This window comes from Aeromonas sanarellii (assembly GCF_000820085.1).
Taxonomy (GTDB): domain Bacteria; phylum Pseudomonadota; class Gammaproteobacteria; order Enterobacterales; family Aeromonadaceae; genus Aeromonas; species Aeromonas sanarellii.
Genome location: NZ_CDBN01000028.1, coordinates 18,460 through 30,213, shown reverse-complemented (window position 1 = coordinate 30,213; position 11,754 = coordinate 18,460). Strand labels below are relative to the sequence as shown.

Genomic DNA, 11,754 nt, shown 5'->3' with positions numbered 1-11,754 from the left:
TACGCCCAGCGTGGTCTTTAACGGTTAGTGTGCTGATATGGCTCAGTCGGTAGAGCGCATCCTTGGTAAGGATGAGGTCCCCAGTTCGATTCTGGGTATCAGCACCATTTTCAAGTAGTAAAGCTTTTGCCTGACGGCAATAGCGCCGTGGAACCACCTGATCCCATGCCGAACTCAGAAGTGAAACGCGGTAGCGCCGATGGTAGTGTGGCATTCGCCATGCGAGAGTAGGACACTGTCAGGCACCTATTCAGAAGAGGCCTCCCATTCGGGAGGCCTTCTTGCATTTCAGCCCCTTCGACCTCATCCCTTCTGCCGGTGTTTTAGTAAAAATACTGGGCTATCAAGGGATTGAGCATTACCCTCTAGGCGTTGCCGACCAACAGGTGAGGCTGCCAGCGAGGTATTGATGGCTACGTTGAAGGAAATTGCGCAGGAGGCGGGCGTCTCGCTCGCCACGGTATCCCGGGTACTGAACGAGGATCCCAGCCTGAGCGTCAAGGAAGAGACCAGGCAGAAGATCGTCGAGATCGCCGAGCGGCTGGAGTACAAGACCAGCAGCGCCCGCAAGGGCGTCCACAAGGGCAGGCTGCACTTCCTGTCCGTCTATGCCTACCCGCAGAGTACCGAGGTCAATGATCCCTACTACCTCGCCATTCGCTACGGTATCGAGACCCAGTGTGCCCGCCTCAATATCGAGCTCACGCATTGTTATCACGGTGGCGAAGGGCGTGAGCTCCCCGCTGTCGACGGCATCCTGGTGGTGGGGAGTCTCACCCCGGAGCGTCTGATCCAGTTGCAGCACAGCTCTCCCCAGCTGGTTTTCATCGATTGCCGCTCCCAGAGGGAGTTCGACTCAGTGGATGTGGATCTGGCGCTGATCAGCCAGCAGGTGGTGGATTTCTTTGTCGCCCGGGGGCATAGGCGCATCGGCTATATTGGTGGCCAGCATGATGGCCCGGATCTGCGTGAGCTGGCCTTCACCGATTACGGTCGGCGGCTGGGGGTGGTGCAGGAGCAGGATCTCTATCGCGGCGATTTCTCCAGTGCCTCCGGCTATCGGCTGGCGAGGGAGATGCTGGCCGGTGACTGGCCCAGTGCGCTCTTCGTCGCCTCCGACTCCATCGCCATCGGGGTGCTGAGGGCCATCCACGAGAAGGGGCTGGCCATTCCCCAGCAGATTGCGCTCATCAGCGTCAACGATATCCCGACTGCCAGGTTCACCTTCCCGCCGCTCTCCACGGTGCGGATCCACTCCGAGCTGATGGGCTCCCAGGGGGTCAATCTGCTGGTCGAGCGGTTGCGCGACGAGCGCGACATTCCGCTGCGGGTACTGGTACCGAGCAAGCTGACACTGCGCGGAACTACAGGCTGATTTTAGTAAAATATGCTCTGTTTTAGTCGTCGCCATGGTGTGACATGTCGCCTGCCCCATGGGCACGGGCCGGCATATTTGATTTCCCTGCCACTGCGAGTTGTCGCTCAACTTTGCGCCTCCCGCTTATCGGGGTAAGCTGGGGATTCGTTTCAACAGGAGCCGTGGCACGGCTCCTGTTGTGTTTCCTGTCGTCCCCGATCACCGGCCCCGCACGGGGACGGGATCTGCTTTCACCGGAGACCGCTCGTGCGTCTGGATCCCTTTACCTCTGTGCTGATTGCCGTGGTGGCCCTGGCCTCCTTTTTCCCCTGCGAGGGGCAGGTGGCCGTCTGGTTCGGTCTGCTGACCAAGCTGGCGGTGGCGCTGCTCTTCTTCATGCATGGCGCCAAGCTGTCGCGCCAGAACCTGCTGGCGGGCCTCGGCCACTGGCGGCTGCACCTGGTGGTGATGGCCAGCACCTTCGTGCTGTTTCCGCTGCTGGGGCTGTTGCTCACGCCCCTGGTGCCCCACTGGCTGAGCCCGGCCATCTACCTCGGCTTCCTCTACCTGTGCGCCCTGCCCGCCACCGTGCAGTCGGCCATCGCCTTCACCTCCATGGCGGGCGGCAATGTGTCGGCGGCGGTGTGCAGCGCCTCGGCCTCCAGCATCCTCGGCATCTTCCTCTCGCCGGTGCTGGTGGGGCTGATGATCCAGGTGCAGGGGGAGGGGGTCGATACCTGGCACTCGATCCAGGCCATCATGGTGCAGCTGATGCTGCCCTTCGTGGTGGGCCACCTGTCGCGCCCCCTCATCGGTCGCTGGGTCGACAGCCATCGCCCGCTCATCGGCAAGCTGGACCAGAGCTCCATCCTGCTGGTGGTCTATGTGGCCTTCAGCGAGGCGGTGGTACAGGGGATCTGGCACCAGGTCGGCTGGTACGATCTGGCCAGCATAGTGCTGCTGAGCTGCGTGCTGCTGGCGCTGGTGCTGGGCTGGAACGTCTGGATCAGCCGTCGCCTCGGTTTCAACAGGGCGGACGAGATCACCATTGTCTTCTGCGGCTCCAAGAAGAGCCTGGCCAACGGGGTGCCCATGGCCAACGTCATGTTCCCGGCCGCCAGCGTCGGGGTCATGGTGCTGCCCCTGATGATCTTCCACCAGATCCAGCTGATGGTGTGCGCCGTGCTGGCCCGCCGCTACCGCGAGCGGGAGGCTGTGCCCCAGGTTCAGGAGGGGTAAGCCTTTAGGGCAAAAAGAGAGGGAGGCCATGGGCCTCCCTCTTTCGTTTGCCGCGTCGTCAGCGTTTGCGCCAGACGGTGAGCTGGGCCACCGTGTGCTGGTACTTGCGGGCGGTCTCTCGGATGACGAAGGGGACGTCTCGCGGGGGCATGTGCTCCTCGAACTCCTCCGCCAGCAGCCGTTGCAGCGCCTGATAGGTGCCGAGGGCCTCGCCGTTTTCCCGGATGCCGCCGAGCCAGTTGGCCCTGGGGGTGTAGTCGGTCAGCCAGGTGTAGGGGCTGGTGAGTACCAGCAGGCCGCCGCTGCGCAGGCGCGGGGCGATGTCCCGCAGGAAGCGGGCGGGCTCCCGCAGCCGGTCGATCAGGTTGGAGGCGAGCACCAGATCGTAGTCCGCATACTTGGGCTTGAGGTTGCAGGCATCCCCCTGGCTGAAGTGGACGCGATCGGCCTGCTCGCGGCCGAGCTCGTGGCGGGAGAGGCGCGCCTCGCAATATTCCACCAGTTCTCCTTCCACCGGCACCGCATAGCGGAAGCTGTCCTGTCTGGCCAGGGTCAGGGCCACGTCGATGAAGCGGGCCGAGTAGTCGACCCCGTCCACGTGGGCGAAGCGGCGAGCCAGTTCGAAGCTGGCACGGCCGGTGGCGCAGCCGATGTCCAGCGCCCGCTCATGGCGACTGCACAGCTCGCTGGCAAGACCGGCCAGGGTCTGGGCGTAGTTGGCGACCCCGAAGTGGCTCGGGCCGTACTGGAAGTCGAGATACTGAGCGACGAGCGTGTCGGTTTCATAGGGGTTCACGATGACGGGCTCCTGATGGCGTGAGACCAGGTAGCGGAAGCCCGCGTGCTGGAAGAAGTGGCGACGGAAGGCGTAGCGGGAGGACTTGAGCGCCTCGTTGCCGGTGCTGATCCAGCTCCCGCCCTTGATGAGGGTGTGCTTGCCGTCGAAGGTGGGGGTGGAGAAGTCGTCGTAGAGGGGATGTACCCTGAACCCCTCGAAGCCGTCGATGGCGGTGCTGGTCCACTGCCAGACGTTGCCCACCAGATCGAAGAAGCTCCCCTGGGGGCAGGCGTCCACCGGGCAGGACGACGCGAAGCGGGCCAGGTTGATGTTGCCGGGGGCCTCCATCCAGTCCGGCTGATCGCCGGCCAGTTGCTCCCGCAGCAGCATCCACTCCCCCTCGCTTGGCAACTGGACGGGCAGGCCGGTCTGATCCGCCTGCCAGCGGCAGAAGGCGGCGGCCTCCAGCTGGTTCACCTCCACCGGCCAGTCCCAGGGCATGGGAACCTGCTCGGTCATCAGCCGCAGTTGCAGTTGCTCGGGTTCGGCGGGGTCGCCAACCCAGAAGGTGGGCATGCGGGCCCCGGCATACTGGCGCCAGCCCCGGCCCTCGTCGTCCCACCAGGCGGGCTCTTCATACCCGCCCGCCTGCACGAAGGCCAGGTACTCGGCGTTGCTCACCAGCATGCGGCTGGCCTGGAAGGGGGCCAGCTCGATGTGGCGCTCGCCGTACTCGTTGTCCCAGCCGTAGGTGGCGTCCTGCTTGCCGAGGCGCACCCGGCCGCCGGCCACCGGCAGCAGGGTGTTGACGGGGACGGCGGCGAGATCGTGGCGCGCCTCGGGGCAGACCGGCCACTGGGGCTGAGTGCGCACCCAGGCCAGGGGCAGCTGGCGGATCAGCACGCTGGAGGTCTCGAGGTGGATGCGCTCGTGCTCTATGCCCATCAGGATGACCCAGGCCGGACTCTGCCAATGGATGGGCAGCTCGATCGGCATCCGCTCGATGAAACCACACACCAGATCCCGCACATGGCCGCGGTAGTCACGCAGCTCTGCCACCGTGGGCCAGTCGTAGTGGGTCTCGTCCAGATCGTCCCAGCTCATCTCGTCCACCCCGATGGCGACCAGGGCCTCGATGCGGGGGTCGAGCCGGCCCTCGATGAGGCGGGCCGCCAGCAGCTTGTTGACGAAGAAGGCGGCGGTGTGGCCGTAGTAGAAGATGAGCGGGTGGCGCAGGGGGATCGCCTTGTTGAACCAGGCACGCTCGTCGGCCAGGCAGTCGAACAGCGAGTCGTAGAGATCGAAGGTCTGGCAGAAGTAGGCGAGCAGCTCACGGCGTTTCTGCTCGGGATCCTCGCCGGTCAAGAGCGGGGTGCGGGTGGGGGCAGGCAGGCCCGGGGTGGCGAATGGGTGGCTGGCTTGGGTCACGCTCGGACTCCTTGTTGGTATGCGTCGATGGAGTGCTCTATACGCACCAGGTATCACTATTGGCTCAACGGCGCGGTGCGGCAACCAAAAAGTGCCGCCAGTGTGTCGATCGGGCACCATGTTCGGGTGTGGTCAGTTTTACCAAATTATGGTCTGAATGACTCTCAATAATGGGTTGTCAATGGTGTGAAAAATCAATTTTCATCTTTAAATCATATGTTTAGTTTCATGGCATGGGGTTTGCTCATGTGATTCACTCTGTCGCCCAAGCCAAGGGGGCCCGGCACGACAGGAACACGACGAGGAGAGTGTGGATGAGATGGATGCTGGGAGTTGTGCTGGCCCTGGGACTGACCGGATGCAGCTGGCAGGATGACGTCAAGGTGCGCGGGGAGGGGGCCGTGGTGGAGCAGCAGCATCCCCTGGGGCGAGAGGTGACCCGGGTGCTGGCGGGCGTGCCCGCCAACCTGTACCTGGTGGCGGGGGAGAGCCACACCCTCAGGGTCAAGGAGGAGGCCAACCTGCTGCCCTACCTGGTGCTCACCGAGAAGGGGGAGAAGCTGGAGATCGAGGTCAAGGAGGGTTACCGGCTCGACCCCACCCAGCCGCTGGAGATCACCATCACCCTGCCGACGCTGCACGAGTTGGCGTTGGCGGGCGTTGGCAACGGCTCCTTGCGCGACTTCAAGGGGGATGATCTGGTGCTCTCCCTGGCGGGCACGGGGGACATAGTCGCCAGCGGGCTGACGCTGGATCGGCTGGAGGGCAACATCGCCGGGCTGGGCAACCTGGATCTGGGGCAGGGCTCCGCCCGGGTGGTGGTGCTGAACATCGCCGGCGCCGGTGGCGTCAAGGGGGCCGGGCTCGCCAGTCAGGAGGTCGAGGTGAGCATAGCCGGCAGTGGCGAGGTCGAGGTGCGTGCCCAGTCGAGGCTCAAGGTAGAGATCGCCGGTACCGGTGCGGTCAGCTACTGGGGCAGCCCCGAGCTGACCAGCGAGATCGCGGGTTCCGGTCAGGTGAGCCGGTTGGGGAGCTGATCCCCGGCGATGAAAACCCGTCATCAAGAAGGCCCCGCGGGGCCTTTTTTTCATGTGGCTTGGCAGCGATCCGCTTGCCCGCGTCAATCCCGGGCCGGCTCGCCCAGGTGGCTGGCGTGAAAGCGCAGGTGCGCCTCGATGAAGCTCGCCACGAAGTAGTAGCTGTGATCGTAACCGGGGTGGCGGTTGAGCGCGAGGGGCCACTCCCGGGTGGCGGCCACTTCGGCCAGGGTATCGATGCCGAGCTGCTCCGCCAGGAAGGGGTCGTCCAGCCCCACGTCCACCAGGGTCGGCAGGGGCGGGCTGTCGTGGTGGCGCAGCAGCTGGCAGGCATCCCACTCCTGCCACAGCAGGGGGTTGTTGCCGAGGTAGGCGCCGAGTGCCTTCTGGCCCCAGGGGCAGCGGCTCGGGTGGCTGATGGGGCTGAAGGCCGACACAGATCGGTAGCGGCCGGGTTCGCGCAGGGCGGCGATGAGGGCGCCGTGGCCCCCCATGGAGTGGCCGCTGATGGCGCGTTTCGTCGAGACCGGGAAGTGGGTCTCGATGAGCTCGGGCAGCTCCCGGGTAACGTAGTCATACATCTGGTAGTGATCCCGCCAGGGGGTCTGGGTGGCGTTGACGTAGAAACCCGCCCCCATGCCGAGATCGTAACCGGGATCGTCCGGTACCCCCTCGCCGCGTGGACTGGTGTCCGGTGCCACCAGGGCGATGCCGAGTTCGGCGGCGATGCGCTGGGCGCCTGCCTTCTGCATGAAGTTCTCGTCGGTGCAGGTGAGGCCGCTGAGCCAGTAGAGCACCGGGACTTTCTGGCCGGTGAGGGCCTGGGGTGGCAGGTAGATGGCGAAACGCATCTCGCACCCCAGCACATTGGAGCGGTGGCGATACTGCTTGTGCCAGCCGCCGAAGCTCTTGTTGCTGCTGATGATGTCCAGATTCATGTAAGGACTCCTTGCCCCACCCATGCATATGGGCGGGGCGCTCATGGGATCAGTAGTGGATGACGGTGCGGATGCTCTTGCCTTCGTGCATCAGATCGAACGCCTCGTTGATCTGCTCGAGGGGCATGGTGTGGGTGATGAAGTCGTCCAGGCGGAACTCCCCCTTCATGTAGCGCTGTACGTAGCTCGGCAGTTCGCTGCGACCGCGCACCCCGCCGAAGGCGCTGCCGCGCCACACCCGGCCGGTGACCAGCTGGAATGGACGGGTGCTGATTTCCTGGCCCGCGCCGGCCACGCCGATGATGACAGACTCGCCCCAGCCCTTGTGGCAGCACTCCAGCGCCGCGCGCATCACCTTGACGTTGCCGATGCACTCGAAGGAGAAGTCGACGCCGCCGTCGGTCATCTCGACGATCACCTCCTGGATGGGCTTGTCGAACGTGTTCGGGTTGATGCAGTCGGTGGCGCCCAGCTTGCGGGCAAGCTCGAACTTGCTCTCGTTGATGTCGATGGCGATGATGCGGCCGGCCTTGGCGAGGCGGGCGCCGATCACGGCGGAGAGGCCTATGCCCCCCAGCCCGAAGATGGCGACGCTCTCACCCTCTTTCACCTTGGCGGTGTTCATCACGGCGCCTATGCCGGTGGTGACGCCGCAGCCCAGCAGGCAGACCTCTTCCAGGGGGGCGGCCGGGTCCACCTTGGCGATGGAGATCTCCGGCAGCACAGTGTATTCGCTGAAGGTGGAGGTGCCCATGTAGTGGTAGATGGGCTGGCCGTCCTTGGAGAAGCGGGTGGTGCCGTCCGGCATCAGCCCCTTGCCCTGGGTGGCGCGGATCTTCTGGCACAGGTTGGTCTTGCCGGATTTGCAGAACTTGCACTCGCCGCATTCCGGGGTGTAGAGGGGGATCACGTGGTCGCCGACCTTGACGCTGGTGACGCCCTCGCCGACGGACTCGACGATGCCGCCCCCTTCGTGGCCCAGGATGCAGGGGAAGACCCCTTCCGGATCCTCACCGGAGAGGGTGAAGGCATCGGTGTGGCAGACGCCGGTGGCGACGATCCGCACCCGCACTTCGCCCGCCTGGGGCGGCATGACCTCGACCTCTTCGATGGAGAGGGGCTGACCCGGGCCCCAGGCGATGGCGGCCTTGCACTTGATGCTCTGAACCTGTGCCATGAATGACGTCCTCGTAGTGGTTGGATGAACGGAAATGAGTTCGGAGATCCAGTGTAGTTTCCCGCCGATTTGGTGATAATAACGCTAATTATCAAATCACTTTTACACACAGGTAATAATGTTCGGCTGGGAAGGGGTCTGTGAATTTGTCAGCGTGGCGGAGCAGGGGGGCTTCACCCCGGCCGCGCGCAAGCTCGGGGTGTCGGTGGCCCAGGTGAGCCGCCAGGTGGCGCAGCTGGAAGACAGGCTGCAGGCCAAGCTGCTGCTGCGCACCACCCGCCAGGTGCGTCTCACCGAACTCGGGGAGATCTATTTTCGCCACTGCCGCCAGCTGCTGGACAACCTCTACGAGGCGGAGCTGGCGGTGGGGCGCCATCAGGCGGTGCCGCAAGGTTCCTTGCGCATCACGGCCCCCGTCTCCTACGGCGAGAGCCGCATCGCGCCCCTGGTGAACGACTTCATGGTGCGCTTCCCCCAGCTGGAGGTGACCCTGAACCTCACCAACCAGCTGCTGGATCTGGTGCACGAGGGGTACGATCTCGCCATCCGTCTCGGCCACCTCAAGGACTCGACCCTGGTGGCCCGCAAGCTGGCGCAGCGGGTGCCCTATGTGTGCGCCTCCCCCGCCTACACCGCCCGCCACGGCATGCCCAACAGCCTCTCGGAGCTGGCCCGTCACACCTGTCTGGTGGGCAACGGGGACGAGTGGCACTTCACCCTGAACAGTAAACCCCACAGCGTGCGGGTGCGCGGCCTGCTGCAGTGCAACAGCGGCCACGCACTGCTGGATGCGGCCATCAAGGGGATCGGCATCATCCAGCTGCCGGACTACTACGTGAGCGACCACCTGGCCCGGGGGGATCTCATCGAGCTGCTGCCGGAGCTGCGTGCCCCCGAGGAGGGGATCTGGGCCCTCTATCCCCACAACCGCCACCTCTCCCCCAAGGTGCGGCTGCTGGTGGACTATCTGGCCGAGCGCCTCAGCGATCCCCATCAGCCCGCCCTGGTGCGGCCCATCGGCTGACTCTCTGATAACAGACGCCCCCATCAGGTGTTGGAAGGCAGATGTTGAAGCAGGCCATCGCTGTGGGGACCGTCCCCCCAGCCTTGCAACACCTTTCGCTTCCCATGACCTGGCGCCAGCGTCCTGTTGCTCAACAGGCGCTGGCCGCCCCCCATCCGATGATGTCATGGATCACCCTGCTGCCGGCCTGTCGTTGCTGCCCCCGGCTATCCGCGCCGGCATGGCACAGTTTGACTCCCTTTGTCAGCCCCCCAGGTCAGGGCCGCACGCCGCCTCTGCGGCGGGCACGCTGCGCAGGTTCCCCTCGCCAGCACAAAGCTCCGCCCGCCCCCCTCGTACCGGGGCAGTAAACAGCAGATCCTGCCGCGGCCCCCACCGGACGGAGGGATGGTTGCACCAGACGGGCAAATCCACACCCATTTACCCTTGGCTAGACTGGTCAGGTCGTCTAATGACACCCATTTGGCGCATTTGCCCGCAACACTATCTGGAAGGATCCGATATGAAACCCTTGTTGACCGCCCTCTTGCTGCCCCTCGCCGTACAGGCCGCCGACCCCGTCTGGATCACGATCGGTGCCGACAGCGGCGTCGAGCTCAAGCAGGTCAAGGCCAAGCCGGCTCCCCTGTTCAGCGCCAGCGGCGCCCCGATCCAGCTGGCCCAGGTCGAGGCGAGCGAACTCGGCACCCTCTCCCACCTGATGCACGAAGGTCATCAGCGCTGCGGCGGCTATGTGGTGCACAGCACCCTGGCCGACGCCCTGCAGAGCATGGCCCAGCCCATCAGCCAGAACCTGTTCAGCGCCCCGCCGCTGACCCAGGGGGCCAGCGTCAACCGGCTGCTGCCCTATCTGGATCAGGGCAACATAGCCGGCACCATCGGCCAGCTCGCCAGCTGGCGCAACCGCTACTACACCACCACCACAGGGGTGCAGTCGGCGGACTGGGTGGCCGGCCAGTGGCAGACCCTGAGCGCCGCCCTGCCCTGGGCCAGCGTCAGCCGGGTCAAGCACAGCGGCTATCCGCAGCAATCCGTGGTGCTGACCCTCAAGGGCAGCCGCTACCCGGACGAAGTGGTGGTGCTCGGCGGTCACCTCGACTCCACCGCGGGTTCGGCCCCCAACAGCCGCACCCTGGCCCCCGGCGCCGACGACGATGCCTCCGGCATCGCCACCCTGACCGAGGTGCTGCGGGTCATCGCCGAGCAGGGTCGCCAGCCGGAGCGCACCCTGCAGTTCATCGGCTATGCGGCGGAAGAGGTGGGGCTGCGGGGCTCCAAGGACATCGCCACCCGCTACAAGGCGGCCAACACCAAGGTGCTGGCGGCGCTGCAGCTGGACATGACCAACTACCAGGGCTCGGCACAAGACATCGTCTTCATGACCGATTACACCGACCAGGGGCTGACCGGCTATCTGGCCCAGCTGCTCGACGCCTATCTGCCCCAGATCCGCTACGGCTACGACAGCTGCGGTTACGGCTGCTCGGATCACGCCTCCTGGCACAATCAGGGCTACCCGGCCGCCATGCCGTTCGAGTCGCGCTTCAACGACTACAACCCCAATATCCACACCGCCCAGGATACCTTGCAGAATTCCGATCCCTCGGCTGCCCACGCCCTCAAGTTCGCCCAGCTGGCCACCAGCTTTGCCATCGAGATGGGCAAGATAAACTGAGGCGTCAGGGGCAATGAAGCACGCAAAAAAAGGCCCACTGTCGTGGGCCTTTTGCATTTTTGGCAGGGGCGGGAAGCTATTCCCGTTCCTTGACGTAGGGGGTGCCGAGGGCCTTGGGTGCCACCGCCTTGCCGATGAAGCCGGCCAGCAGGAACACGGTCAGGATGTAGGGCAGCGCCTCGATGGCCTGCACCGGGATCGGGAAGTCGCCGATGCTGACCCCCTGCAACCGGATGGCGACGGCGTCGAGGAAACCGAACAGCAGGCAGGCCGCCATGGCGTTCCAGGGGCGCCACTTGCCGAACACCAGCGCCGCCAGCGCCATGAAGCCCTTGCCCGCGCTCATGTTGGGGATGAACTGGGCGGTCTGGGCCACCGCCAGGTAGGTGCCGCCGATGCCGGCCAGCAGGCCGCCGATGATGAGGGCGGTGTAGCGCATGCGCACCACGGAGATGCCGGCGGTATCGACCGCGGCCGGGGCCTCGCCCACGGCGCGCAGGCGCAGGCCGAAGCGGGTGCGGAACAGCACCCACCAGGCCAGGGGCACGGCGGCGAAGGCCACGTATTCCAGCAGGGAGTGGCCGCTCAAGAGCTCGCTGTAGAGCTGGCCGATGACGGGCACGTCGTACAGCTCCTTGGCGTAGGGCAGGTCGATGGGGGCGAAGCGGGCGTCACCGGACAGTGCCGGGGTCTGACCGCCCTGATCGAACCAGTAGCGCCCCAGGGTCACGGTCAGGCCGGCCGCCAGTATGTTGATGGCCATGCCGCTTACCACCTGATCGCCGCGGTGGGTGATGGTGGCGAAGCCGTGCATCAGGGCGAACAGGATGGAGATCCCCACCCCGACGCCGAGCCCGATCCAGGCCGAACCGGTGACGGCGGCGGCCGCCGCGCTCGCGAAGGCGGAGGCCAGCAGCTTGCCCTCCAGGGCGATGTTGACCACCCCGGAGCGTTCACAGAACATCCCCGCCATAGCGGCCAGAATGAGCGGCGGTGCGGTACGTATAGTGGCATCCAGCATCAATATCAGGGTTTCAAACATGGCTTGGACTCCCTTCTACGCACAGAACATTCCTGTCACGCATCGCGGCCAGAATAAGC

The 11,754-nt window shown here is 65.2% G+C and carries 9 protein-coding genes, 1 tRNA gene and 1 rRNA gene; 7 read left to right on the top strand and 4 right to left on the bottom strand.

Annotated features, from left to right (window positions below; translation table 11 throughout):
• Window positions 1-31 precede the first annotated feature (31 nt).
• The 4 genes from BN1132_RS05855 (at window position 32) to BN1132_RS05840 (ending at window position 2,596) form a co-directional block, all read left to right on the top strand.
• Window positions 32-107: transfer RNA gene (locus tag BN1132_RS05855), tRNA-Thr, on the top strand.
• A 22-nt stretch (window positions 108-129) separates the two neighbouring features.
• Window positions 130-244: ribosomal RNA gene (rrf, locus tag BN1132_RS05850) — 5S ribosomal RNA — on the top strand.
• Window positions 245-409: 165 nt separating this feature from the next.
• Window positions 410-1,375 carry a transcriptional regulator EbgR gene (ebgR, locus tag BN1132_RS05845; RefSeq protein WP_042075881.1) on the top strand — a complete coding sequence of 322 codons (966 nt, stop codon included), beginning with the start codon at window positions 410-412 and terminating at the stop codon, window positions 1,373-1,375.
• 249 nt (window positions 1,376-1,624) lie between these two features.
• Window positions 1,625-2,596 (top strand): bile acid:sodium symporter family protein, encoded by a 972-nt coding sequence (locus BN1132_RS05840; protein WP_042075880.1) that lies wholly within the window; start codon window positions 1,625-1,627, stop codon window positions 2,594-2,596.
• 58 nt (window positions 2,597-2,654) lie between these two features.
• Here BN1132_RS05840 and ovoA read toward each other — a convergent pair whose 3' ends face one another.
• On the bottom strand, window positions 2,655-4,802 hold the full coding sequence (ovoA, locus tag BN1132_RS05835; protein WP_042075877.1) for a 5-histidylcysteine sulfoxide synthase: 2,148 nt from the start codon (window positions 4,800-4,802) through the stop codon (window positions 2,655-2,657).
• Window positions 4,803-5,116: 314 nt separating this feature from the next.
• Here ovoA and BN1132_RS05830 point away from each other — a divergent pair, with 314 nt between their 5' ends.
• The gene (locus tag BN1132_RS05830) at window positions 5,117-5,839 is read left to right on the top strand and encodes a GIN domain-containing protein (protein WP_042075875.1); all 723 of its coding nucleotides are present in this window, start codon (window positions 5,117-5,119) and stop codon (window positions 5,837-5,839) included.
• 83 nt (window positions 5,840-5,922) lie between these two features.
• Here BN1132_RS05830 and fghA read toward each other — a convergent pair whose 3' ends face one another.
• Window positions 5,923-6,777 (bottom strand): S-formylglutathione hydrolase, encoded by an 855-nt coding sequence (gene fghA / locus BN1132_RS05825; RefSeq protein ID WP_042075873.1) that lies wholly within the window; start codon window positions 6,775-6,777, stop codon window positions 5,923-5,925.
• A gap of 49 nt (window positions 6,778-6,826) precedes the next feature.
• Complete coding sequence (locus tag BN1132_RS05820) at window positions 6,827-7,954, bottom strand: S-(hydroxymethyl)glutathione dehydrogenase/class III alcohol dehydrogenase (RefSeq protein WP_042075870.1); 1,128 nt, start codon at window positions 7,952-7,954, stop codon at window positions 6,827-6,829.
• Between the two features lie 118 nt (window positions 7,955-8,072).
• Here BN1132_RS05820 and BN1132_RS05815 point away from each other — a divergent pair, with 118 nt between their 5' ends.
• Window positions 8,073-8,978, top strand: a complete 906-nt coding sequence (locus BN1132_RS05815; protein ID WP_042075869.1) for a LysR substrate-binding domain-containing protein — start codon at window positions 8,073-8,075, stop codon at window positions 8,976-8,978.
• A gap of 502 nt (window positions 8,979-9,480) precedes the next feature.
• On the top strand, window positions 9,481-10,653 hold the full coding sequence (locus tag BN1132_RS05810; RefSeq protein ID WP_042075868.1) for a M28 family metallopeptidase: 1,173 nt from the start codon (window positions 9,481-9,483) through the stop codon (window positions 10,651-10,653).
• A 76-nt stretch (window positions 10,654-10,729) separates the two neighbouring features.
• On the opposite strand, the gene BN1132_RS05805 is transcribed toward BN1132_RS05810, so the two are convergent.
• On the bottom strand, window positions 10,730-11,695 hold the full coding sequence (locus BN1132_RS05805) for an ABC transporter permease (RefSeq protein WP_042075866.1): 966 nt from the start codon (window positions 11,693-11,695) through the stop codon (window positions 10,730-10,732).
• Window positions 11,696-11,754: the final 59 nt, after the last annotated feature.

What these genes read in the sequence shown, in the direction of transcription:
- BN1132_RS05805 (WP_042075866.1), bottom strand. Translation starts at nt 11,695, where the DNA reads ATGTTTGAAACCCTGATATTGATGCTGGATGCCACTATACGTACCGCA.
- ebgR (WP_042075881.1), top strand. Translation starts at nt 410, where the DNA reads ATGGCTACGTTGAAGGAAATTGCGCAGGAGGCGGGCGTCTCGCTCGCC.
- BN1132_RS05815 (WP_042075869.1), top strand. Translation starts at nt 8,073, where the DNA reads ATGTTCGGCTGGGAAGGGGTCTGTGAATTTGTCAGCGTGGCGGAGCAG.
- BN1132_RS05820 (WP_042075870.1), bottom strand. Translation starts at nt 7,954, where the DNA reads ATGGCACAGGTTCAGAGCATCAAGTGCAAGGCCGCCATCGCCTGGGGC.
- fghA (WP_042075873.1), bottom strand. Translation starts at nt 6,777, where the DNA reads ATGAATCTGGACATCATCAGCAGCAACAAGAGCTTCGGCGGCTGGCAC.
- BN1132_RS05810 (WP_042075868.1), top strand. Translation starts at nt 9,481, where the DNA reads ATGAAACCCTTGTTGACCGCCCTCTTGCTGCCCCTCGCCGTACAGGCC.
- BN1132_RS05830 (WP_042075875.1), top strand. Translation starts at nt 5,117, where the DNA reads ATGAGATGGATGCTGGGAGTTGTGCTGGCCCTGGGACTGACCGGATGC.